A 23,660-nucleotide genomic window follows, 5' to 3' on the forward strand; every position below is an offset into this window, starting at 1 on the left:
GCGGCGCTCAGCCCAGCAGCTCGCGCACGTCCTCGGCGGTGATCCCGCCGGTGGTCGCTGCGCCGTCGTCCGACATGACCGCGGCGAAGAGCGCGGCCTTCGCCTCCTTGAGGGCCATCACCTTCTCCTCGATCGTGTCCTTCGCGACCAGGCGGTAGACCATGACCGAGCGGGTCTGCCCGATGCGGTGCGCACGGTCGACCGCCTGCGACTCGGTGGCGGGGTTCCACCACGGGTCGAGCAGGATGCAGTAGTCGGCCTCGGTGAGGTTGAGCCCGAAGCCGCCGGCCTTGAGCGAGATCAGGAACACGCCCGCCGCGCCCGAGCGGAACCGCTCGATGACCTCGTCGCGCTTCTTCGTCGCTCCGTCGAGGTAGGCGTACTCGATGCCCGCCGCGTCCAGCCGGCCGCGGACCCGGCCGAGGAACCGCGTGAACTGGCTGAACACCAGCACGCGGTGCCCCTCGCCGAGGGCGTCGCCCAGCAGCTCGTCGAGCAGGTCGAGCTTGGTCGAGGGCACGCTCTCGTGCGCCTCGTCGACCAGTGCCGCGTCGAGCGCGACCTGGCGCAGCACGGTCAGCGCGCGGAAGATCGCGAAGCGGTTCTTCTCGAAGTCGCCGATCAGGCCCAGCACGCGCTGCCGCTCCCGCGCCAGGTACGTGTCGTAGACCTTCCGCTGCTTCGGGCCGAGCTCGACCTCGAGGGTCTGCTCCTGCTTGGGCGGCAGCTCCTTGGCGACGAGCTCCTTGGTGCGCCGCAGCATCAGCGGGCGGATGCGCCGCCGCAGCTGCGAGAGCTTCTCGCTGTCGGCCTCGCGCTCGATCGGCTTCTGGTAGAACTCGACGAACCCGGCGGGCGAGGGGAACAGGCCCGGAGCGACGATCGACAGCAGCGACCAGAGCTCCATCACGTTGTTCTCCATCGGCGTTCCCGTGATGGCGAGCTTGAAGGGCACGTCGAGCCGGCGCGCGAGCTGGTGCGTCGCCGACTGGCGGTTCTTGACGAACTGCGCCTCGTCGAGGAGGAGCCCCGACCACTGGATGCCCGAGTACGACTCGTAGTCGAGCCGGAACAGGGCGTAGGAGGTGACGACCAGCTCGGCCTCGCCGATGACGCTCGAGAGCGCCTTCCGCTTCTTCTTCGACGTCTCGTCGATCCCGACGACGCGGAGGTCCGGGGCGAAGCGCTTGGCCTCGCCGACCCAGTTGGGCACCACGCTGGTGGGCGCGACGACGAGGAACGGGCGCGGCGAGGTGCCCGCCTCCGCGGCCGCGGCGCGCTGCTCCTGCATCACCCGGGTGACCAGGGCGAGGGACTGCACGGTCTTGCCCAGGCCCATGTCGTCGGCGAGCACGCCGCCGAGCTGGTTGTCGTAGAGGAACGAGAGCCAGTCGTAGCCGAGCTGCTGGTAGGGCCGCAGCTCCACGGCGAAGCCCTCGGGCAGGACCCGCGACTCCAGCGCACCGGTCGCGGTGAAGCCGGAGAGCCCCTCCACGGAGCGGCGCCACGCGGCGGCCTGCGCCTCCACGACGCCCAGCTCGACCAGCTCGTCCCAGAGGGAGGACTGGAACCGGCTGATCCGCAGGGTCTCGCCGGGGTCGTCCGAGAGCTCGCGGGCCTCGGCGATCAGCTCGCGGAGGCGGCCGAACCGCTCGTCGTCGAGGGCGAAGTAGACGCCGCTCGGCAGCACCATGTACTCGTCGCCGCGGGCGAGCGCGAGGAAGATCTCGGCCAGCGGGACCGCCTCGTCGTTGACGGTGACGGAGATCTCGAGGTTGAACCAGTCGCGGCTGTCGGGCTGGGCGACGGTCTGCACGGCGACCACGGGCGCGGTCTGCGCCTCGCGGTACTCGACGCGCTCGCCGATCTCCTCGATCTCGACGGTGCCGAGCTCGCGGAGCCGCTCGACCTCGCCGGTGAGGAAGCCGACGGTCTGCATGCCGCGCAGGTCGAAGGTGGGGCGCAGGCGCCTGCTCGACGGGGACACCAGGGCGGGCGTCGACTCCGGGTCGAGACCCGCTCCCACGAGGGAGTCGAGGATCCGCTGCTCGGCCTCGGGGTCGCGGTAGCCCGCGTCCTCGCCGACCCGCAGCGGGAGCCGCTCGGCGTCCACGCCGCCGCGCGCCCCCTCCACTCCGTAGCGCCACCACCACGAGCCGCGCAGGCCCGCGCCGTCGGTGTGCTCGAGGGTGAGGCCGAGGCGCGGCTCGGGCACCGCGGGCGCCTCGAAGGAGCCGTCGCGGGAGACGATGTCGAACAGCCGGTGCAGCCGCTGGTAGTGCTCGGTGAGGAACGCCGACTCCTCGGCGACCGGGATGCGGATGGCCTCGCGGCTCCAGAGGAACGTGCGCGCGGAGGACAGCAGCGGCGCGGCGAACGGGATGAGCGTGACCGGGCGGGCGCGCATCTCGTCGCCGCCCTCCCACGTGTAGAGGCCGACGGCCGGGTCGCCGATGAAGCCGAACTCCTCGGGCGCCGGGTGGTCGCCGATCGCGACGAGCGAGCGCAGCTCGAGGCCGGCGGCGGTGCGCGTGACGTCGATGGAGGCGGTGGCCGTCGTGTCGAGGATCTTCAGCGGCGTCTGGTCGCGGTCGCCCATCACCAGGCCGATGCCCGCGCGGACGGCGCCGTGCAGGGCCGCCCAGATCGCCTCGCTCCGGCACTGGTCGAGGTAGAGCCAGGTGTCGGGCGAGTAGTAGCTGGAGGCGCTGTGCCCGGAGAGCAGGCCCTGCATCTCGCGGATCACGTCGATCTGGCGCTCGTCGTAGTCGTGGCTGTAGTGCAGGTAGCCGAGGTCGCGCCAGCTGGTGCCGGTACGGACCCAACGATCGCGGTCGCCCATCCGCACCGGGCGCACGCCCAGGCGCGGGCGCGGCTCGGGCGGCGGCCGGTAGGAGTTGTAGCGGCCGGGCGGGCGACGCACGGGCTCGCCGGGCAGCAGCTCGAACTGCAGGCCGAGCGGGATGCCGGTGTGCGAGCGCTCCGCGCCGGCGAGGAGCGGGGCGAGCGCGCTGCGCCACTCCGGGACGGCGTCGACAGCGGCCTCGCCCGGGAAGGGACCGGCCACTCCGCCCTCGCGCTCGCGGCGCAGGGCCTCGATCAGGACGGCGGCGACGTGCTTGCACTCGTGCTTGACCGGGCAGCTGCAGGCGCCGCCGAGGAGGGTCCAGTGCTCGCCCTCGTCGCGGAGCTGCACGCTCACGGCGTACGGCGAGCGCCCGGATCCGCGGACCTGGCCGAAGAGGCGGGTGCGGCCGCCGAACCACTGCAGCTCGCGCACGCGGCCCTCGTCCGCGTACGCGGTGCCCTTCTCGACGGCTGCGGTTCCGACGAGGGCGCGGATGTCCTGCTCGGAGAAGGGCTCGTGGCCGGCGGTCACCGGCCCGGGTGCGGCCGACGGCAGCACCTCACCGGGGGGACTCTGGCGGTCCATGGACCTCACGCTCTCCGCGCTCGAACGAGCGCATCCGTCTATTCAACCCGATTCCGGAGGCGCTGCGAGCCGCGGGCCGGGATCCGTGGAGGACGCACGGCCGTCCCTACGATGGAGGGATGCCCCGTCTGGCCGTCGTCTCGGCGCACACCTCCCCGCTCGAGCAGCCGTCGACGGGCGACGCGGGCGGGATGAACGTGTACCTCGCGGCGGTGCTCCCGGAGCTGGCTGCGCTCGGCTGGGAGATCGAGGTGCTGACCCGCGGCGAGGGCGTCCGGATGCTCGCGCCGGGTGTGCGGGTGGTCGGCGTGCCGGTGCCGGCGGGCGACAAGTACGCGCTGGCAGCCGCGGCGCCGGAGTTCGCGCGCGCCGCGGAGGGGGCCGACGTCGTGCACTCGCACTACTGGGTGTCGGGCCTCGCGGGGGCGCTCACCGGCAGGCCGCACGTGCACTCGATGCACTCGGGCTCGCTCGCGAAGAACGCCCGGCTCGCCCCGGGCGACGTCGCGGAGCCGCAGCAGCGGATCGACGCGGAGCGCGCCGTGCTCGCCTCCGCCGACGCGATCGTGGTGGCGGGCGCCTCGGAGCGGGAGGACGTCGTCAGCGGGTACGGCGCGGATCCGGACCGGGTCGTCGTGGTGCCGCCCGGAGTCGACGCGCGGTTCCGCCCGGGCGGCGGCGAGCGCTCCGGAGTCGTCCTGGTCGGCCGGGTGCAGCCGCTCAAGGGCCAGCTGCTGGCGGTCGAGGCGGTCGCGAGAATCGCGCCGGCGGAGCGGCCGGTGCTGCGGCTGGTGGGCGGGGCGGCACCGGGCCGGGAGTCGTACCTCGACGCGGTGCGCGCCGTGGCGGCTCCGCTGGGAGACCGCGTGCTGATCGAGGGGGCCGCCGACCGCGACCGGGTGGCGGAGCGGCTCCGGAGCGCGCAGCTGGCGCTCGTGCCCTCGGCGGCCGAGACCTTCGGGCTGATCGCGCTCGAGGCGGCCGGCAGCGGCACTCCCGTGCTCGCGCGCAGGACGACCGGCCTGGTGGACGCGGTGCGCGACGGCGGGAGCGGCGTGCTGCTCGACTCCGACTCCCCCGCGGCGTGGGCCGAGGCGATCCTGACCCTGCTGGGCTCGCCCGGTGAGCTGGCGCGTCTCGGCCGCGGCGGCGTCGACTGGGCGGCCGCCCACTCCTGGCCGGCCGCCGCCGCCCGGCTGGACGCCGTCTACCGCGGCCTGTCGGCCCGCTGAGGGAACCCCGGACCGTCGAGGGACCCCGCTCCGCCGGATTACCTCGACGGGTCGGGGCTCCCTCGATGCAGGGAGGGGGTCAGTCGGCGATGGCGGGCGCCCCGGGGTCGAGGCGGGCGCCGCGAGTGGAGCGGTACCAGGGAGCGAGGCGGTCGGGCGAGACGGCGACCATCGCGGCGCCCGTGAATCCGGCGTCGTTGCCGAAGCGGGCGGGGACGATCTCGGTGCCGATGTCGAGGAAGCGGGCGAACTCGTCGAAGACGTGCGCCGCCGCGCCGCCGATCACGAACAGCTGCGGCGAGAGCAGCATCTCGAGGTGCCGGTAGTAGACGCTGAGGCGACCCGCCCACTCCTCGAGGGTGATGCCCTCGCGGCGGACGGCCGAGAAGCCGACCTGCGGCTCGAAGTCGGGACCGTCGATGTGCAGGTGACCGAGCTCGGAGTTGGGGATCACCACGCCCTCGTGGACGAGCGCCGTCCCGATGCCGGTGCCGAGGGTGGTCAGCAGGAGGAGGCCCTCGCGTCCGCGCATGGCCCCGAACTCGCGCTCGGCGACTCCGGCCGCGTCCGCGTCGTTGACGACGACGACGTCGACCCCGGTCGCCTCCGAGAGGAGGGCCTGCGCGTCGAGCCCGACCCAGCGCTGCGAGACGTGGGTGGTCTGGCGGACGACGCCGCCGCGGACGATCCCGGGGAAGCCGACGCCCACGGGCGTGCCCGCGATCGGCGAGACATCCCGGACGATTCCGGCGATCGCCTCGGCGAAGTCCTCGGGCTCCTTGCCCAGCGGGTTCGCGACCGCGAAGCGCCGAGCCGCCCGCTCGCCGGTGGTGACGTCGACGAGGGACGCCTTGATCGACGTCCCCCCGATGTCGACGCCGACGGCGAAGCGCGGGAGGAGGCCGTCGTGGGGCTGGGTCACGGATGCTCCGTCTGCAGTGGTGGCGAGTGCGGGGACTCGGGAGAACGGTCGGCCCGTCGGATCCGGGATCGCGACGAGCCGAAGGCGATTCTACGAGCCGTCAGGTGCGCGCGGGCTCCGAGAGGGCGCGGAGGACGAAGTCGATCACCGGCTCGTAGAGGTGGACGGCCAGCCCGTCGTCGATCGGGACGACCACCTCGATCGAGCCCTGCGCCTCGGCGACGAACACCGCCGGGTCGTTGCAGTCGGCGATCGCGATGACCGGCAGCCCCCGCCGGCCGGCGGCGCCCGCGAAGCCGTGGTCGGCGACGACCAGGTCGGGGCGGATGCCGAGCTCGTCGAGGCGGTCGAGCAGCGCGTCCATCGGCTCCGGCGAGTGCGTGTGCTGCAGCCCTCCCCCGCGGTAGACGCAGGTGACCCCGCCGGTGCACCACAGGGCCTGGTGCTCGTCCGCGAGAGGCACGCGGATCCCGTCGGGGGCGGCGAACGGGAGCGCATTCACGTCGATCACGCGGGCGCCCCGCTCCGTCGCGGCAGCAGCGAAGCGGCGGTAGACGTCCATCAGGGTCGCGGGGTGCGCGGTGGCGAACAGGAGGAGCGCCCCCTCGCGGACAGCGGCGGCGAACCGCTCGCGGTAGCGGGCGAGCCCCGCGACCGTCAGGCGGGCGTCGATCCGGTCCTGCCCGCTCTCGAAGGAGGGGTCGGTGCTGATCCCCACGCGCTCCCCCATCAGGGCGAGCAGGCTCTCGAGCGTCCAGTGCTCGGCCACGTCCACCCCGTAGAGGTGCGCGGGCTCGCGGGCGGCGAGGCCGCGGAGGTTGCCGAGGTTGCTCGCGCGGCCGGTGAGGACGTCCCCGGCGAGGAGGGAGGAGTCGAGGTACGCCTCGAGCTCGGAGTCGGGACGCGGCATGCGGGACCTCTCGATCGACGGGGAGCTCCCAGGCTACGGGCAGTTCAGGTGTTGACATCCGATCCGTCGCCGATATATCGTTACTGCATCGCCGACAGATCGGAAGCAGCCGCTCCCGACGGGCGACCGGATCCGATCGAAAGGGATCCCCTCACGACAGAGAGCAGCACACCCATGAACTCCAGGACCTTCTTCTCCGACGACCGCCGCGACTCCTGCGACGGCGACCACTCCTCCCGCCACGAGCACCCCGGCCGCGGACAGCGCCGCGGACCCGGCGGTCACGGCCGCGGCTTCGGGCCCGGCTTCGGCTTCGGCCCGGGCTTCGGCCCCGGCTTCGGCGGCCCCTTCGGCCGCGGCGGAGGACGCGCCCGACGCGGTGACGTCCGCGCGGCCCTCCTCTCCCTCCTCTCCGAGAAGTCCTCGAACGGCTACGGCCTGATCAAGGCCATCGCCGAGAAGACGAACGGATCGTGGCGTCCCAGCCCCGGCTCCGTCTACCCCACCCTCCAGCAGCTCGTCGACGAGGGCCTCATCACGGCCGTCGGCGAGGGCCGCGGCACCGAGTACCAGCTCACGGACGCGGGCGGCACCTACGTGCGCGAGCACGCCGACGAGCTCGACGCGGCCTGGGAGGCCACCCCCGGCGCGAGCGACGCCGATCGCGCCTTCATGGAGAACGTCGGCAAGCTGATGGGCGTCGTGCAGCAGTTCCGCGGAGCGACCGAGGCGCAGCGCGCCGCCGCCTCCGCCAAGCTCGACGAGACCCGTCGCGCGCTGTACCTCATCCTCGCCGACTGACCTCGGCTCCCCTCCCGCGATCCGTCGCGGGAGCCCCGGACGGACGGGACCCCCTCGCCTCGGCGACAGGGTCCCGTCCGTTCCGTCGTCTCCGGACCCGGCGCCTCAGCGGGCGGCGGACAGGCGCGCCAGACCCTCGTCGAGGGTGACCGACGGGCTCCACTGCAGATCGGCGCGCGTGCGGCGCTGGTCGAACCAGTGCGCGGTCGAGAGCTGCTCGGCGAGGAAGCGGGTCATCGGCGGCTCATCGGCGCCGGGCCGCACGGCCCACACGCGCTCGACGAGCGAGCCCGCAGCGCGGGCGACGGAGGCGGGGACGGACCAGCGCGGCGGCTCGACGCCCGAGGCGCGGCAGATCCCGGCGAGCAGCTCGGCGACCGGGCGCGGCTCGCCGTTGGTGACGACGTAGGAGCGGCCGTGCACCTCCTCCGCCCGCCCGAGAGCGGCGACGATCGCCGAGGCGGCATTGTCGATGTAGGTGGAGTCGATCAGCGCCTGGCCGTGCCCGAGGAGCGGCAGCCGGCCGGCGCGCGCCCGCTCGACGATGCGGGCGACGAGCTGGGTGTCGCCCGGACCCCAGACCAGGTGCGGACGCACGGCGACCACCGCGAAGCCGGGGGCGTCGGCCGCCAGAGCCAGCAGCTCGGCCCGGGCCTTGGTGCGCGCGTAGTCGCCGCGGGCCCGGTCCGGATCGGCGGGCTCGGCGTCGTCGCCGGTGATCGAGGAGCCGGAGTGGGCGACGGAGGGCGACGAGATCTGGACGAAGCGGCTCACGCCGGCGCGGGCGGCGGCGGCGAGCAGACGCCGGGTGCCGTCGACGTTCACGCGGTCGAAGTCGCCCGGATCGCCGGCGAGCGAGACCTTCGCGGCGAGGTGCACGACGCCCTCGGCCGCGTCGACGGCCTCCTCGACCGCGCGCGGATCCGTCAGCGAGCCCCGCGCCTCCTCGACGCCCGCGACCCCGGAGGGCCGGCGCTGGAAGGTGCGGACCTCGTGCCCCTGGGCGACGAGGCCCGCGGCCACCGCACCGCCGAGCAGGCCGCTCGCGCCGGTGACCAGGACCCTCACGGAGCCACCATCCGGCCGCCGGCGAGCACGCCCTCGGCCCAGCGCGAGAGCGCGGCCCGGTCGATCTTGGAGTTGTGGCGGATGTCGGTGGGAAGCGCCGGGACGACGAGCACCGCGGCGACAGGCCGGCCGACGGCCGCGCGCACCTCGGCGGCGAGGGCCTCCTCGGCCAGCACCACGCGGCGCGCGCCCGAACGCAGCTCGACCACGGCGACCAGCTGCGCGACTCCGCGCGGGCCGGCTCCGACGATCGCGGCGCGGGCGACCGGGGCGACGCGCGCCTCGATCCGCTGCTCCGGTCCGACCGGCGTGACCACGCCGTCGGGCGTGACGACGACGTGCGGCATCCTGCCCTCGACCCAGAGGCGGCCGGCGGAGTCGATCCGCCCGACGTCCCCGGTGCGGTGCCAGCGCTCACCCGGGACGGCGCCGACGCGGGCGGCGCGGTCGGTGAGCCAGAGGCGCTCGTAGTGGTCCTCGACGTGACCGGCCGAGACGACGATCTCGCCGGTCGTGCCGGTGATCTCCTCCGGCTCGTCCGCGGCGCGGCCGTCGGCGTCGAGCGGGGCGATCCGCAGCCGGACGCCTGCGGCGGGCACGCCCACGCAGACGCCTCCGCGCGGATCGTCGTCGGAGGCGGCCTCGCGGATGCCCTCCAGCGACGCGTCGGTGAGCAGCAGCCCCTCGGTCATGCCGTAGGGAGTGCGGGCGGAGGCGTTCGGCATGAGCGCCTGCGCCTCGCCGAGCAGTCCCGCCGAGACGGGGGCCCCGGCCGAGAGGAAGGTGCGCACGCCGGCGAGGGCGCGGTGGTCGTCAGTGTCGAGCGCGCCGGCGGTGGCCACGACGTTGGCCAGTGCGGCCGGCGAGAGGAACAGCACGGTCGCGTCGACCCGGGCGGCGGCCGCGGCGACGGCGGCCGCGGTGAGCGTCCGGGGCGCGGTGACGTCCATGTCCGGAGTGGCGGAGCGCGTGCCCAGCGCGGGACCGAGCAGGGCGAAGGGCGCGAAGCCCGCGACGAGGCCGGTGCCCGGTCCGATCCCGTACTGGCGGGCGAGCGCGTCGCGGACGCCGGCGAGCTGGCGGTGCGTGTAGACGACGCCCTTGGCGGGGCCGGTCGAGCCGGAGGTGAACAGGATCGCGGCCACGGCGTCGGCGGCGGGCGCCTCGCCCAGCGCCTCCGGGTCGGCGGCCAGCTCGGCGCGGCCGAGCTCGATCAGCTGCCCGAGCGAGGTGTCGACCCCGAGAGCCGAGGCGGAGGCGCGGGGCAGTGTCTGCGTCGAGACCCGGCCGCCGGGCCAGCGGAGGGCCCGCGCGACGGCGAGGCCGGGCAGGGCGCCGACCACCAGATCCGGCCAGGCGCCGCGGACCGCGCGGGTGAGACCGCGCAGGCCCAGGCCCGCGTCGGCGACGACCACGACGGCTCCGATGCGCAGGCACGCGTAGAGCAGCGCCGTCAGGTCGGCACCGGGCGGCACGAGGAGCGAGACGCGGTCGCCCGGGGAGACGCCGGAGGCGCGGAGCCCGGCGGCGAGCTCGCGGACCCGCTGCGAGAGCAGGCGCCACGAGACCGAGCGGGGCCCGCCGCCTCCGGGAGGCGCCATCTCGACCAGGGCGAGCGAGTCGTCCTGCGCGTTGCGGTCGAGGTGCGCCCAGAGCGGCTCGACCGGCGCGGTCGGGCGGCGGACGTCGGGGGCGGGGTCGCCGCCGAACGGCTCCTCGCCGTCGGAGAGGTCGCCCAGCCAGGTGAGGACGGCGGACGAGTAGTCGACGTCCTCGGCCACCAGGTGGCCTGCTCCCTCGTAGCGGTGGACCTGCGCGTGCGGGAGGCGGTCGACGAGGTCGTCGAGGTAGCGGTCGGAGAAGATCGGGTCCAGCGGGCCCCAGAGCATCAGGGCCGGCGTCGTCAGGGCGCTGACGCCCTCGGCGATGCGCTGCAGCTCCGGGTCGCTCGGGTGCGCGGAGTCGACCGGGATGTCGGCGACGAAGCCGCCCACTCCGCCGCGGCGCGACGCGGACCGGTAGGGCGCGCGGTACCCCTCCTTCACCGCGGAGGGCAGCGCCGGGTGCCCCAGCGCGAGGGTCGTCTCGAGGAAGGCCGGCGTGCCGACCGTCGAGGCGCCGAGCACGCCCGAGGCGAGCGCGAGCCGGAGCGGGGCCGGGATCGGCTCGTCGGCGCTCTGGTGGATCGCGGTGTTCAGGAGCATCGTGGCGCGCAGCTGCTCCGGGTGGTCCACCGCCCAGCCCAGCGAGACGACTCCGCCCCAGTCGTGGCCGAGGGTGACCACGTCGTCGAGGCCGAGCACGTCGGTGAGGTTGGAGAGCTCGCGCACGCGGTCCGCGAGCGTGTGCAGGGCGCCGGTCCGCTCGGAGAAGCCCATCTCGAGCTGGTCGACAGCGACCACCCGCCAGGCGGGGCCTCCGCTGCGGGCCGACTCGAGCGTGGCGGCCGCGAGGCGGCGCCAGAGGTAGGACCAGGTGGGGTTGCCGTGCACGCAGAGGACGGTGCCGACGGGCTCCGTGCCGAGGGCCTCGCCCGTGTCGAGCAGGTGCCAGCGGCGCGGCACGCCCTGGGCGTCCGGAGCGTCGACGAGGCGCGACCACGCAGGATCGAGCCCGTCGAGCCCGGCCGGGGGCAGCTGCGCCGCGGCCGTGGAGCCGAGCGCTCCGCGGATCCGCTCGGCCGGGTGGGGCGCGCTCACCAGGCGATCTCGAGCATCGCGGTGTTGATGCCCGAGCCCACTCCGATGAGCAGCACCCGGTTGCCGGGCTGCAGGGTCTCGGCCTCCTGGGCCAGGGTGATCGGGATCGACGCCGGACCGACGTTGCCGAGGGTGGGGTAGGTCGTGGGGACGCGGCTGCGGTCGATGCCGACCGCCTTCACCAGGGCGTCGGTGTGCACGTCCGACACCTGGTGCGTGATGTAGCGGTCCATCCCGCTCCAGTTCCAGTCGCGGGTGGCCTCCTTCCACGCCGAGAGGACGAGCTCCATGCCGCCCTTGAGCAGCGCCTTCGCGTCCGTGAACATGCCGTCGACGCTGCCGACGCAGAGCTCGTTGAACTGCGTGGCCGCGCGGGTGATGCCGCCGAGGATGCGGTGGCCCTTGGGGTGCTCGTCGGCCGGGCCGAGGACGGCCGCGGCCGCGCCGGAGCCGAGGGTCAGGCTCGCGAACTCGCTCATGAAGTCCTTGCGCTTGACGCCCTCGCGGCTCAGGCGCTCGATCGTGTTGACCTGGATCTCGTCGGCGTCCTCGCCGTCGATGATGAGCGCGTAGCGGATCTGGCCGGAGTCGATCAGCTGCGCGGCGAGGGTCATGCCGTTGACGAAGCCGAGGCACGCGTTCGCGATGTCGAAGTTGATGGCCGACGAGGGCAGGCCGAGCCCGTGGTGCAGGCGCACGGCGACCGAGGGCTCGAGGTGCTTGCGGGTCACCGACGTGTTGATGATCAGGCCGATCTGGTCGGCGCGGACGCCGGCCTCGGCGAGAGCGCGCTTGCCCGCGTCGATCGCCGCTCCGTCGAAGCCCTGCTCGGAGCCCCAGTTGCGGCGCTCGTGCACGCCGGCGACGCGCTGGAGGAGCCCGGTGGGGAGCCGCAGGCGCTTGAGCGCCGGAGCGAGCCGGGCCTCGATCTCGGCCGAGGTGGTCACGCGCGGAGCCAGCGTGGTCGCGACGGACAGCAATGCGACGTTGCGGTGCGTGGTCGTTGCGTTTCCGTCCAACGGAACTCCCTGTCGAGTTGTCGATCCTGGCATGTGCCTCCGTGATTTTACGCTGTCGTTCAGGCTGCGCTTCCTGGACGCCCGCTGGGCGGTCGCGGAACGCGTCCTCGGCGGCCCCGCGGCGGCTCCTCCCCCGGAACTGCGGGCAAGGAGCCGCTGAGGCCACACGCGACGCGCGGTGTCAACCCACCCTTGCACCTCCCGAACAACCCTGGCGCGGACGATGAAGCCAGTCGCCGCGACCGACACTACGGACGCGGGCCGACAAGGCTACATCGACCGCTGCGGCCCATCTCACCTTCGCGAGCTGGTTACCCTCAGTCCTCGTCGCTTACCAACGCGAAGGTTTCGTGTCGCATCCGATGCAACGCACGGTAGTGGCTTATTGACGATCGAATGAGCATGAATATGAGCTGCAGTGCCGAGAGTGCGCAAAGCGAGGCTGCCACCAAAAGGGCGGCTTCAATGGTCTCACGGCTCAACTGCGCAGCTAAAATCGCTGTTGCGACGAGGGCCGCTAATGCGGCACAGAGAAGCATTAGTCGCGGTATGGAAAGAAGCTTCGTCACAAGTTCATGCTCCCCCGCCTTCACCAGATAGACGACGAGTAACGATGGAACAATTGCCAGAAGGGCAACCGAACCGTCAAGGTTTGCAGGAGGGTCGGTTGCGGAGACCGTCGATAGCAAGTCAGACCATCGCCATACTACTGCAGACGGTCCCGAGCCAGAGAATTGCCCCCAATTATATTCAAGAATAAAGAAGAAGCTTACAATGAATGCTAGGAAAGTGGAACCGACGGTTGCTGGAACAAGAAAGGGCGACCTAGTCGGCTCTACTCCTATTCGGATACGATATTTCCGAAGTCCTGGCGATCGTGAGTACATCGACACTTTAGTTAGAGACCCGCGTGTTTTGAGTTTCGCGGGTATCCATTGCCCTTGACGTTCGTCCCACTCCTCCGCATCATACCGCCTTACGGTCGTTCCGGGAGGTGCCTCCACACGATAGTGCTCGCGGTCACCAAAGCTAGCAATCATTTCTGATTCCAGCAGCAGTGGACCTAATCCAAAGCGTCCCAATGTCCAGAACCGGCGGGGCCTCAAGCTTGCTGATTCCGTCCATCGGACCTTTATCAACTCGACTTCCCGACCCCCGAGGCGAACAAGCTCGACAATTAAGAAATATCGCTCCGACAGCTCAAAAAGCAGATCATTCAATTCGCGAACATTGAGAAAACTAATCCAAAGCGATCGCTCGTTTTCACTGAGTGGCACGTATGTCAGACCGGACTCGCCGTCGACAAGCCTTGGATCTATACCGCCCAGCAATTCAAGAAGCGACTCGACAGAATCGCCGTTCACAACATTGAAGAGCTGACGACGAAACTCCGGAGTGGTCCGACGATCATCCCACCCAAAATGCCGGGCAGTACTTAGAATGAGTGAATAAGACAAGAAGGAACTCTGATCTTTTGTTAGCAGCGGAAGAGAGTGACCTTCTAAGTCCTCAACTCGAATATCAAGCAGTAGCTCTTTTTTCAAGCTGAGCACAGGCACCGGAAATGGTTTCCCGGACGCTAGGAAGAGTGGCAGCAAAGATTTGGAGTGATGAAAGCGTCTTTCAAGCGCTGCGATATTGACATCGAGAGTTAGTCGGCGCTCTTGTTCGAACTCGTCAGTGAAGCGACCAGTAAGGACGCGACGCGAGATCCAGCTGGCCTCCCTAATCAGACCAAAAAAGAAATCCCCATACTCGAGCGCGCTTGCATGCGAAGACGAATTACTCGGGATCAACTAAGGATCACCAGTGCGAAGATGATGTTGACGTCGATTGGATCGAACTTCCTATCACCGAATCAGATATCGAGTAGGTGAGATGGGAAGATCGTTCATCATTGGGCTCACGTTTCGCAGTACGCGCATCGCGAGCTCGTCTCGCCAACACATGAATCGGCGCAACCGCGGCGTCGCGTCCGTCGGAACGAGGAACTTCTCTCGGCTTCTTTCGCACCTAGTTAGGTTACTGCGATCCGCGCTTCGATGGCCGACGAAATTTAGGTGTGGCGCAAATGGACCTCAGGCGGGTCGTTGCGCAGTCCCGGGAGAACTACGAACAATGCCGTCAGGTCCCCATCGCCCACGGCTCGCGATCGCCGCGGAGGCGGGCGGCGAGCGCCATCGCCTGCTCATCGGTCAGGGTCGCGACGTAGTCGACCACACCGCGCCCCCGGCCGAGCCGCTGCAGCGCGGCCGGGTCGGAGGTCGGCCGGCCGCGCTCGTCCGCCGGGAGCCAGTCGGGGTGGTCGGCGCGCAGGCGGAAGTAGCCGTCGGTCGCGAGCTCGATCAGGTCGAGCAGCTTCTGCGGAGCCCGCGAGCCGTCGCGCGGGTCCTCGAGCCAGGCGTCGAGGTGGGTCACCAGCGTCTCGAGCACCTGCGACTGGCCGCGCTGGTAGGTGGCGAAGTCCGGCCGGTCGATCACGAAGCGGGTGTGCACGAACTTCAGCACGGCCACGTCGTGCCAGGCGTCGGGGAGGAGGGAGAGGTGGCCCGAGCGGACGTTCGGCTCGGCGAGCACCACCACGGAGCGCTGCAGACGGCCGATCCAGGAGGAGACGAACGCCTCGATCGCGCGCTCGGTGCGCGTCGATCCGTCGAACGGGAGCGCGAGGAGCCCCTCGACCAGCTCGGTCGACACCCGCTCCACGGAGGCGCGGAAGTGCTCGTCGCTCGCGATCCACGGGTCGCGGGCCACGAGCCTCCGGCGGAGCATCTCGAGCGAGTGCCCGGGGGCGCGCGCCCACAGCTCCTCGGCGTCGAGGGCGGCGAGCGCGTTCTGCTCGCGGAGGAACGCGCGGAACTCCACGGCGACGGCCGCCTGCTGCAGCACTCCCGCGCGGTAGAAGTCGTCGAGGTCGTGCAGCGAGTAGGCGATGTCGTCGGCGACGTCCATCACCGAGCACTCGAGGGTCTGCTGCCAGGGGGCGATCGCGGCGAAGCCGGAGCGGGCGTCGAGCAGGTCGTCGAGGTCGAGCGTGTACGCCGAGAACTTCGGCGGAGCGGTCTCCCACCGGCTGGCGGTCGAGCCGCGGGGCAGCTCGGTCGGGTCGGCGGAGTCGATGCCGGGGCGGTGGACCGTCCGCCCCCACGGGTACTTGAGCACGGCGGCACGGGAGGCGGCGGTGAGGTTCAGCCCCACCTCCACCGTCTCGCAGACGTCGAGCTCGGAGAGGATCCGGAACGACTGCGCGTTGCCCTCGAAGCCCTCCGCGAGCCCCAGCCGCTCGCGCGCGAGCCGGTCGAGCGCCTGCTCGCCGAGGTGGCCGAACGGAGGGTGGCCGAGGTCGTGCGCGCTGGCCGCGGCCTGCACGACCACCGGGTCGCAGCCGCCGAGCCGCTCGACCAGCTCGCGCTGGGCGGGATCGGTGGTGGTCAGCTGCATCGCGATCGCGCGGGCGACCGCGGTGACCTTGATCGAGTGCGTGAGCCGGTTGTGCACGACCTGGCCGACGCCCGAGGGCGAGATGACCTGGGTCACCGCGGAGAGTCGGGCGAAGTACGGCGAGAAGCGGATCCGCTCCAGGTCGACGCGGTACTCGGGGTACTCCTCGCCGGTGGCGAACCGGTCGACCGGCTCGGGGATGCGCCGGTCGCGGCGGTGGTCGTGCGGGGCCGAGGCCCGCGGGGCCGTCGTCTCGGGGAGTGCCGGCTCGCTCATGGCTTCACCCTAATCAGGGGCGCGGGGGCGGAGGGACCGCGCCGCTCCGGCCGGCGTCGCTCCTGTGGCGAGACACCGCGTCCGCCGGCGAGGCACCGCGGGGACGGCGGCGCCCCGGGGAGCGCAGGGACACCTCGGCCGTGGCCCGGGGGCGGGGCCGGCGCCTCGGCGGACGCCGGGACGCCCCGCGGGAGCCCCGCTGACGAGGCGAGCGGGAGACGCCGGGCGCGGCCTCCCGTCAGGCGGACTGCTCGCGCGGAGCGACGGCGAGGTGCACGGCCGCGGCGACGACCGCGCCGAGGACGTAGGCCGCGATGTCGAGCCAGGAGAAGGTGGTGCCGACGACGAGGCGGAGCGGCGCCCACAGCTCGACCAGGCGCGCCGCGACTCCGATCGCCTGCAGCTGCTCCATCGCGATCGACCAGGCCAGCGCGATCCCGGCAGCCGTCACGCCCGGGATGCGCGGCAGGAGCAACGCGATCAGCAGCGCCACCAGCACGACGTAGGCCACTCCGCCGGCGAGGTCGGCGAGCAGCCCCGTGAGCACGAACCGCAGCGCCAGGCCCAGGCCGAGCACGGCGACGGCCGCGAGGGCGAAGCGGAGCCGCGCCCTCACCGGGCACGCTCCTCGAGGGCGCGCTGCAGGCGGTCGAGAGCGAGGAGGAACGTGCGGTCGTCGGCCACGCGCCAGCCGAGAGCGGCCGGGGCGGCGACGACCAGGGGCACGAGGACGGTGCGCGGGCGCCGCCTCGCCGCACGCAGGACGGCGGAGGCGGGCGGCGGCGCGAGGACCGCCAGGACCAGCGCGCGGACCCGGTGGGCACCCGAGGGCGAGGTGCCGACGCCCACCGAGACGATCCGATCCCACTCGGCGATGCGCAGGGCGTCCGCGCGCTCGGCGGCGAGCTCGAGTCCGTCGCGGCCGACGGCCAGCACTGCGGCGGCGGCGGCCGGAGCGGCGGAGGCGGGTGCCGCGATCCGGCGCAGCGCCCGGGCGAGCTCGGGAGTGCGCAGGACGGCGAACCCCTCGGTGACCGCGGCGAGCGCCGCCAGCCGGCGCTGCCGCTCCGGGGCGGCCTGGCGGACCCGGGCCCGGACGGCGGCCGGGGCGGGCAGGGGCGCGGCGAGCAGCGCCGTCGGCTCGAACCGCGTGCGCGGGGGCAGCGGGACCGCCGGCGGCGTGCGCGGCGGGGGCTCGCCCCAGTGCGGCGTCGATGCGGGATCCATGCGCCCCTCCCTCCTCGCGCGGCTCCGAGCCGCCCCTGAGATCATCCCTCCTCCGCCCTCCCGCCTTGCCGAGAGGGCTCGGCGGGCTTACCATGGAGTACCCCCCGGGGGTATGCCGCGACCGGCGTGCCGACCGGTCGCCCACCGGGCCGATCGACCGGATCGGACCGGACGCATCACACAGGAGGACCCATGAGCACCAGGATCGACCTCGGCCTGACCGCGAGCGGATCGACGGGAGGCTGCGGCTGCGGCGGAGGCGGCGCCTGCGCGTGCGGCGACCACGGCGGCGCCGGCCGCTCCGACGCCGGCCACGCGGCGCAGGGCTCCCTGTCCGCCGCGTCCGTGCAGAGCTTCGGCGTCGCGGGCATGACCTGCGAGCACTGCGTCCGCAGCGTCACCGAGGAGCTCGCCGCCTACCCCGAGGTCTCGGCTGTCGATGTGTCCCTCGCCCCCGACGGGGTCTCGACCGTCACGGTCGGCTCCTCCCGGCCGCTCGGCCGCGAGGAGATCGCCGCCGCCGTCGCCGACGCGGGCTACCGCCTCGCTCCCCTGAGCTGACGTGACCGAGACCACCGGCACCCCGCTCGAGCTCGCCATCGGAGGGATGACCTGCGCCTCCTGCGTCGCGCGGGTCGAGAAGCGCCTCGACGCGCTCCCCGGAGTCCACGCGACCGTCAACCTCGCCCTCGAGCGCGCGACGCTGACCCTCCCGCCCGGCACGACTCCCGCCGACGCGATCGCCGCCGTCGAGGCCGCGGGCTACAGCGCGACGGTCCCCTCCATCGGCGAGGCGGCTCCCGCGGAGGAGCAGGAGGAGCAGAGCGACGACGACCGGGAGCGGCGCGCCCTGCGCACCCGGCTCCGCGTCTCCGCGCTGCTCGCCGTGCCGGTGGTCCTGCTCTCGATGATCCCGCCGCTGCAGTTCGCGAACTGGCAGTGGCTGTGCCTCGCCCTCGCCTCACCGGTCGCGGTCTGGGGCGCGCTCCCCTTCCACCGCAACGCCTGGCGGGCGCTGCGGCACGGCTCCACCACCATGGACACCCTGATCAGCCTCGGTGTCAGCGCCTCCTTCGCCTGGTCGGTCTGGGCTCTGTTCCTCGGCGACGCGGGGCGGCCCGGCATGAGCATGCCGTTCGAGCTGCTGGGCAGCCGCTCCGGCCACGACGAGATCTACCTCGAGGTCGCCGCCGCCGTCCCCGTCCTCGTGCTGGCCGGCCGCTACCTGGAGGCGCGGTCGAAGCGCGACGCCGGTGCGGCGCTCCGGGCGCTCCTCCGCCTCGGCGCGAAGGACGCCGTGCGCGTCGCCGCCGACGGGCAGGAGGAGCGCGTGCCCGCGTCCTCGCTCGCCGTCGGCGACCTCCTCCGCGTGCGCCCCGGCGAGACCGTCGCCGCCGACGGCACCGTGCTCGAGGGCTCGAGCGCGATCGACGCGAGCATGCTCACCGGCGAGAGCGTGCCGGTCGAGGTCGGCCCGGGCTCGACCGTGACCGGCGGAGTGCTCAACGCCCACGGCCTGCTCACCGTCCGCGTCGACCGCGTCGGCTCCGAGACCACGCTCGCGCGGATGGGCCGCCTCGTCTCGGACGCGCAGGCCGGCAAGGCGCGCGTCCAGCGGCTCGCCGACCGCGTCTCCTCCGTCTTCGTGCCGGTCGTGGTGGTGCTCGCCCTGGCCACCCTCGCCGGCTGGCTGATCGCCGGCGCCGACCTCGCCGCCGCCGTCTCTCCCGCCGTCGCCGTCCTCGTCGTCGCCTGCCCGTGCGCGCTGGGCCTGGCCACCCCGACCGCCGTCCTCGTCGGCACCGGCCGCGGCTCCCAGCTCGGGATCCTCCTCCGCGGGCCGGAGGTGCTCGAGGCCGGGCGCCGGATCGACACGGTCGTGCTCGACAAGACCGGCACGCTCACCACCGGCGCGTTCCAGGTCGTCGAGTCCAGCGACGACGAGAGCCTGCGGTTGCTCGCCGCCGTCGAGCGCGGGTCGGAGCATCCGCTCGCCGCGGCGATCGTGGCCGGGGCCGCGCACCTCGACGTCCCCGAGGCGACCGGATTCCGCTCCAGCACCGGGTTCGGCGTGCGCGCCCGGGTCGAGGGCCGCCTGGTCGTCGCCGGCCGGCTGCGCTGGCTGGAGGAGCAGTGGGGCTTCGCGCCGGGCGGTCTCGCCGAGCGCGCCGAGCGAGCGACCGCCGAGGGCGGCACCGTCGTCGGCGTCGGCTGGGAGGGGGCGCTTCGCGGCTTCGCGGTCCTCCGCGACGAGCCGAGGCCGGGGGCGTCCCGCACCGTCCGCGCCCTGCGCGAGCGGGGCCTGCGGGTGATGGTGCTGACCGGCGACAACCCGCGGGCGGCGCAGGCCGTCGCCTCGGCCGTCGGCATCGACGAGGTCGTCGCCGAGGTGCTGCCGGAGGAGAAGCTCGCGGTGATCGAGCGCCTCCGTGCGGAGGGCCGCCACGTCGCCTTCGTCGGCGACGGTGTGAACGACGCCGCCGCGCTGGCCGCCGCGGACGTGGGGATCGCGATGGGCGCCGGATCGGACGCGGCGATCGAGGCGAGCGACATCACCCTCGTCGGCGACGACCTCGGCCGGGTGCCCGACGCCCTGCGCCTCGGGCGCCGCACCCTCGCGGTCATCCGGGGCAACCTCTTCTGGGCCTTCGCCTACAACGTGGCCGCGATCCCGCTCGCGATGGCCGGACTCCTGGGGCCGCTCGTGGCCGGCGCCGCGATGGCGTTCTCGAGCGTCTTCGTCGTGCTGAACAGCCTGCGGCTGCGGTCGTTCCGCTGAGTCCCGGCGGGCCGTCCGGAGTTCCCTCGCGGAGCTCTTGACGGCCCGCCCGCGGATGGCGAGGGTGAGCGCATGAGCCTCTTCATCACCTGCCCGGTCGACGACGTCGAGCGCGCCACCGCCTTCTACACCGCGCTCGGCTGGACCCTGAACACCGAGATGTCCCGCGAGGACGTCTCCTGCTTCGCGGTCGGTCCCGACACGTCCGTCATGCTGGCGAGCCACGCCATGTACGAGAGCGTCGGCGCCACCGAGGAGCTGATCGGCGCCCCCGGCACCCCCTCGAAGGTGACCGTCTCGTTCGACCTCGACAGCCGCGCGGCCGTCGACGAGCTCGTCGAGCGGGCCGCTGCCGCGGGAGGCCGGATCGGCGACACCGACGACTACCCCTTCATGTACCAGCGCCAGTTCGACGACCTCGACGGCTACCACTACTCCCCGTTCTGGATGAAGCCGGGCGGCGAAGCGGCGGAGTGACGGGGCGGCGCGGACTCACTCCGCGTGCCGCAGGCGGTGCCGCCGGACCGCGGCCCGGTTCGCGCAGCGGACGGAGCAGTACCGCTGCCGGCCGTTCCGCGTCACGTCGACGACGACGTTCCGGCAGTGGTCGCCCGGCGCCCGACCGGCCTCGCACCGCAGGAGGCGGCTCATCCCCCGGGTCGTCAGGTGCAGCGCCGTGCCGACCGCGATGACGGCGTGGAGGACGTGCGCCAGGGACTGGTCCTGGTCGCGGTAGTGCAGGTGCCAGCCCTCGTCGTCGTGGTCGGTCAGGCGCGGATACGCGGCGATCGCGGCCATCTGGCGGTTCAGCGACGTCGCCCGGTCGCTCGGAGTCGGCGCGTCGACCACTTCCAGCCACTCGTCGATCACGTCGCGCGTCCGGGCGTGGTCGTCCGGGCCGGACTCGAAGGCCATCGTCATGCCGAACTCGCGCGTGCGCGCTTCGATGCCCTCGCGGTCAGACGGCCAGTCGTTCGCGAGGGAGGCGGAGAGCAGGACCGCGTACTCGCCGTAAGGGTTGAGCTGCATAAGACCATGACAGCACAGTGGCTCCCATGCGCACCTCCACTCCCTCCCCGCACCCCTCCGAGCCGCTCGCTCCCGCCGTCGATCCGCACGAGCACGGCTGGACGACCGAGTCGGCCCATCGGACCAGCGAGGGCGTCGTCGTGTACGTCCGCTGCGCCGGCTGCGGGACGCGGCGCGTGGACGTGCGGACCGGGCACCAGGATCCCCCTGTCGCTCTCAGCCGCGTCCTGCCCTCCTCCGACGACCGCTCCCGCCGTGGAGCAGCGGGAGGATGAGGGCATGATCGCCGACCTGACCCTCCCCTGCGACGTCGGCCCCGGGGAGACGAGCCTCCTCCTCCGCCGCGCGGTGCTCGACGACCTCCCCGCGCTCGTCCGGCTCCTCTCCGACGACCCGATCAGCGCCGGGCGCGGAGACGTCGCCGCCGAGGAGGACGAGGCCGCCTACGAGGCCGCCTTCCGGAGCATCGCGCAGGACCCGGGCAACGATCTCGTGGTCGCGGTGGACGGCGCCGGAGCCGTGGTCGGCACGCTGCAGCTGACCGTGATCCCCGGGATGGCGCGCCGCGGCAGCTCCCGCCTGCTCGTCGAAGCGGTCCGGGTGGCGAGCGCCGAGCGGTCGGCCGGGATCGGCACGGCCCTGGTGCGCTGGGTGCTGGACGTCGCTGCGATCGAGCTCCGCACGCCGCTCGTCCAGCTGACCTCGGACGCCGCCCGCACCGACGCCCACCGCTTCTACCTGCGCCTGGGCTTCGTCGACTCGCACGTGGGCTTCAAGCGCCGCGTCGAGCTGCCGGGCTCGTAGCGGCGGTGCGGGCAGCCCGTCCGGACGCCTGATCGGCGTGTCCCCGCAAGCACGACCGGCGCAGGAGGGGACGCCCCGAGCGGAGGTCCGGACGGCACCGCTCGCCTCTCCCCGGCCGACGTGATTGGCTGGCCCGATGAGAACCGAGACCCGCCAGGGCGTCCCCCTCCTGCTCGTCGACGACGACGGAGACGCGCTCTCGACCCCGGACGACGCGATCGCGCTGATCGGCGAGACCTACGGCGGCGACGTCGAGACGATCGTGGTGCCCGTCGGCCGGCTCGACCCCGAGTTCCTCCGCCTGCGCTCCGGCATCGCCGGCGAGTTCGTGCAGAAGTTCGTCTCGTACGGCAAGCGGCTGGTGATCCTCGGCGACGTCAGCGGGCCGGTGGCGGAGTCGAGCGCGCTGCAGGCCTTCGTCGTCGAGTCGAACCGCGGCGACCACCTCTGGTTCGCCGCGGACCTCGAGGCGCTCGACGCCCGCCTCCGCAGCTCCGGCACCGCGACCGAGCCCGGCGCCGACGGCGGAGTGGAGCCGACGCCCGGCCCCGCCCGCTGATGCCCCTGCTGCGACCCGGCACCGACGGCGCTCCGCCCGAGGTCGACGGTCCGGTCCGCCTCCTCCTGCTCGCCGACACGCACCTCCCGAAGCGGGCGAAGGCCCTCCCGGACGAGGTGTGGCGCGCGGTCGACGAGGCCGACCTGGTCGTGCACGCGGGCGACTGGGTCGACGAGGCGACGCTGGACGCGCTGGAGGAGCGGGCGGCGCTCCTGCTGGCCGTGTGGGGCAACAACGATCCGGAGCCGCTGCGCGCCCGCCTGCCCGAGGTCGCGCGCGCCCGCATCGCCGGCCTCGACGTCCGCGTGGTGCACCAGACCGGAGCGGCGACCGGCCGCGAGACCCGCGCCGACGCCGCCCATCCGGGCGCCGACGTGCTCGTCTTCGGACACAGCCACATCCCCTGGGACACCGTCTCCCCGGCGGGTCTCCGCCTGCTCAATCCAGGCTCCCCGACGGATCGGAGGCGCCAGCCGGCCTGCACCTTCCTGACCGCCGTCGCCGACGACGGAGCACTCCGCGACGTGCACCTGACCGCCCTGCCGCTCCGGGCACGAACCATTCCCGGCGGCGGCGCAAGGGGGTCACAGAGCATTTAGGTCGGCCTAAGCTCACCTGGATGAGCAGCTCACACGACCACCCCGACTCCGCGCACCTGCGCCCGGAGGGTCTCGACGACGCCACCGTGGCGGCGCTCGGGAAGCTCTCGGAGGCGCTCGAGACGGTCGAGCACGCCCGCGGTCTGCTCTACGGCTTCCACCGGCTCACCGGCGCGGCCGACCTCGCTCTGGGCGAGGCCGTCGACGCGCTGCGCGAGGCCGGCCACGCCGCGACCGCCGAGCGGATCGAGGCCGAGCTCGTCGGCCGCAACGTCATCGAGGGGCGCTGGACCTTCCAGATCGTCGAGGACTACGACGACACCTACTACGCCGCGTTCCGGGAGCAGGAGCGCGCCGCGCGCGACGAGCTCGCCGGCGGACGCCGCCACCTCTTCGAGTCCGAGATGAAGGAGGACCGCCGCTCCGGCGGCCGCCGCCACCACGAGTCGCGCCCGGAGGCGGGCTCGTGAACGCCGTCATCCGGATGCACGCCTCGTCGCTGCGGGTCAAGGCGGTCACGCCGGGCCGCGGCGGACGCGGCACGCCTCCCGAGCCCGAGGCGACGATGCGGCGCACCACGCTCAGCATCGACGGCCGCCGCTTCCTCCTCGCCGTCTCCCTCGACACCGAGGAGCTCGAGAAGCGCCTGGTCGAGGCCGTGCGCAACCGCGGCGACATGGTGAGCTTCACGGTCGCCGGCGAGCGCGAGGTCTGCGTGCTGGTCTCCCCGGGCGTCGCGGTCATCCTCGAGCACGAGGACGTCCCGGTCGAGGATCCGGACGCCGAGGACGCGCCGATCCTGTACGACGACGTCGAGTACCTGACCTGATCCGTCGGCGGCTGGTCCCGGCCGCCGGTCCGG

At 73.1% G+C, this 23,660-nt stretch carries 22 protein-coding genes; 11 read left to right on the plus strand and 11 right to left on the minus strand.

From position 1 onward, the window contains the following. Positions 1-7 precede the first annotated feature (7 nt). Complete coding sequence (locus tag C5C39_RS05475) at positions 8-3,433, minus strand: DEAD/DEAH box helicase (RefSeq protein WP_104352849.1); 3,426 nt, start codon at positions 3,431-3,433, stop codon at positions 8-10. Between the two features lie 119 nt (positions 3,434-3,552). Between C5C39_RS05475 and C5C39_RS05480 the strand changes: the two genes are divergently transcribed. Beyond that, on the plus strand, positions 3,553-4,665 hold the full coding sequence (locus tag C5C39_RS05480; protein ID WP_104352850.1) for a glycosyltransferase: 1,113 nt from the start codon (positions 3,553-3,555) through the stop codon (positions 4,663-4,665). A gap of 79 nt (positions 4,666-4,744) precedes the next feature. Here C5C39_RS05480 and C5C39_RS05485 read toward each other — a convergent pair whose 3' ends face one another. Continuing rightward, complete coding sequence (locus tag C5C39_RS05485; protein WP_244229583.1) at positions 4,745-5,587, minus strand: ROK family protein; 843 nt, start codon at positions 5,585-5,587, stop codon at positions 4,745-4,747. Between the two features lie 100 nt (positions 5,588-5,687). After that, positions 5,688-6,497: a phosphatase gene (locus tag C5C39_RS05490; RefSeq protein ID WP_104352851.1), complete on the minus strand. Its 810-nt coding sequence runs from the start codon at positions 6,495-6,497 to the stop codon at positions 5,688-5,690. A 174-nt stretch (positions 6,498-6,671) separates the two neighbouring features. Here C5C39_RS05490 and C5C39_RS05495 point away from each other — a divergent pair, with 174 nt between their 5' ends. After that, positions 6,672-7,298: a PadR family transcriptional regulator gene (locus C5C39_RS05495; protein WP_104224185.1), complete on the plus strand. Its 627-nt coding sequence runs from the start codon at positions 6,672-6,674 to the stop codon at positions 7,296-7,298. Between the two features lie 105 nt (positions 7,299-7,403). Here the strand turns inward: C5C39_RS05495 and C5C39_RS05500 are convergent, their stop codons facing one another. From C5C39_RS05500 to C5C39_RS17410, 7 genes are all read right to left on the minus strand, one after another. Then, a complete protein-coding gene (locus tag C5C39_RS05500) occupies positions 7,404-8,366 on the minus strand; it encodes an NAD(P)-dependent oxidoreductase (RefSeq protein ID WP_104352852.1) in 963 nt (320 codons plus the stop codon). Beyond that, positions 8,363-11,065: an alpha/beta fold hydrolase gene (locus C5C39_RS05505; RefSeq protein ID WP_258075777.1), complete on the minus strand. Its 2,703-nt coding sequence runs from the start codon at positions 11,063-11,065 to the stop codon at positions 8,363-8,365. Before C5C39_RS05505 ends, C5C39_RS05500 begins: the two co-directional genes overlap by 4 nt. Then, complete coding sequence (locus C5C39_RS05510) at positions 11,062-12,117, minus strand: 3-oxoacyl-ACP synthase III (protein ID WP_104224183.1); 1,056 nt, start codon at positions 12,115-12,117, stop codon at positions 11,062-11,064. Before C5C39_RS05510 ends, C5C39_RS05505 begins: the two co-directional genes overlap by 4 nt. 284 nt (positions 12,118-12,401) lie before the next feature. Then, complete coding sequence (locus tag C5C39_RS17175) at positions 12,402-13,643, minus strand: hypothetical protein (protein WP_146083878.1); 1,242 nt, start codon at positions 13,641-13,643, stop codon at positions 12,402-12,404. A 565-nt stretch (positions 13,644-14,208) separates the two neighbouring features. Continuing rightward, on the minus strand, positions 14,209-15,801 hold the full coding sequence (locus C5C39_RS05515) for a deoxyguanosinetriphosphate triphosphohydrolase family protein (RefSeq protein ID WP_104233447.1): 1,593 nt from the start codon (positions 15,799-15,801) through the stop codon (positions 14,209-14,211). Between the two features lie 238 nt (positions 15,802-16,039). Then, complete coding sequence (locus C5C39_RS17405) at positions 16,040-16,417, minus strand: DUF2809 domain-containing protein (RefSeq protein WP_181136326.1); 378 nt, start codon at positions 16,415-16,417, stop codon at positions 16,040-16,042. Then, entirely contained in the window at positions 16,414-17,028 is a 615-nt protein-coding gene (locus C5C39_RS17410) for a hypothetical protein (RefSeq protein WP_181067801.1), read from the minus strand. Before C5C39_RS17410 ends, C5C39_RS17405 begins: the two co-directional genes overlap by 4 nt. 192 nt (positions 17,029-17,220) lie before the next feature. Between C5C39_RS17410 and C5C39_RS17815 the strand changes: the two genes are divergently transcribed. From C5C39_RS17815 to C5C39_RS05535, 3 genes are all read left to right on the plus strand, one after another. Next, positions 17,221-17,589, plus strand: a complete 369-nt coding sequence (locus tag C5C39_RS17815) for a heavy-metal-associated domain-containing protein (RefSeq protein WP_104257137.1) — start codon at positions 17,221-17,223, stop codon at positions 17,587-17,589. Position 17,590: 1 nt separating this feature from the next. Continuing rightward, entirely contained in the window at positions 17,591-19,807 is a 2,217-nt protein-coding gene (locus C5C39_RS05530; protein ID WP_258075778.1) for a cation-translocating P-type ATPase, read from the plus strand. A 72-nt stretch (positions 19,808-19,879) separates the two neighbouring features. Continuing rightward, entirely contained in the window at positions 19,880-20,284 is a 405-nt protein-coding gene (locus C5C39_RS05535; protein WP_104352854.1) for a VOC family protein, read from the plus strand. Between the two features lie 15 nt (positions 20,285-20,299). Here the strand turns inward: C5C39_RS05535 and C5C39_RS05540 are convergent, their stop codons facing one another. After that, positions 20,300-20,836: a CGNR zinc finger domain-containing protein gene (locus tag C5C39_RS05540; RefSeq protein WP_104352855.1), complete on the minus strand. Its 537-nt coding sequence runs from the start codon at positions 20,834-20,836 to the stop codon at positions 20,300-20,302. Between the two features lie 26 nt (positions 20,837-20,862). Here C5C39_RS05540 and C5C39_RS05545 point away from each other — a divergent pair, with 26 nt between their 5' ends. The 6 genes from C5C39_RS05545 to C5C39_RS05570 all read left to right on the plus strand — a co-directional run bounded on the left by C5C39_RS05545 (position 20,863) and on the right by C5C39_RS05570 (position 23,627). Next, positions 20,863-21,111, plus strand: coding sequence for a hypothetical protein (locus tag C5C39_RS05545; RefSeq protein WP_104352856.1), 249 nt, complete (start codon positions 20,863-20,865; stop codon positions 21,109-21,111). A gap of 4 nt (positions 21,112-21,115) precedes the next feature. Further along, positions 21,116-21,640, plus strand: coding sequence for a GNAT family N-acetyltransferase (locus C5C39_RS05550; protein WP_104352857.1), 525 nt, complete (start codon positions 21,116-21,118; stop codon positions 21,638-21,640). A 136-nt stretch (positions 21,641-21,776) separates the two neighbouring features. Then, positions 21,777-22,199: a DUF4180 domain-containing protein gene (locus C5C39_RS05555; protein WP_104352858.1), complete on the plus strand. Its 423-nt coding sequence runs from the start codon at positions 21,777-21,779 to the stop codon at positions 22,197-22,199. Next, complete coding sequence (locus C5C39_RS05560) at positions 22,199-22,798, plus strand: metallophosphoesterase (protein WP_104352859.1); 600 nt, start codon at positions 22,199-22,201, stop codon at positions 22,796-22,798. Before C5C39_RS05555 ends, C5C39_RS05560 begins: the two co-directional genes overlap by 1 nt. A gap of 20 nt (positions 22,799-22,818) precedes the next feature. Then, positions 22,819-23,268 (plus strand): hypothetical protein, encoded by a 450-nt coding sequence (locus C5C39_RS05565; RefSeq protein WP_104224173.1) that lies wholly within the window; start codon positions 22,819-22,821, stop codon positions 23,266-23,268. Then, positions 23,265-23,627, plus strand: a complete 363-nt coding sequence (locus C5C39_RS05570; RefSeq protein WP_104224172.1) for a hypothetical protein — start codon at positions 23,265-23,267, stop codon at positions 23,625-23,627. The genes C5C39_RS05565 and C5C39_RS05570 overlap by 4 nt, the downstream gene beginning before the upstream one ends. The last annotated feature ends 33 nt before the right edge of the window (positions 23,628-23,660 follow it).

The organism is Rathayibacter sp. AY1F3, from assembly GCF_002931975.1.
Classification (GTDB): domain Bacteria; phylum Actinomycetota; class Actinomycetes; order Actinomycetales; family Microbacteriaceae; genus Rathayibacter.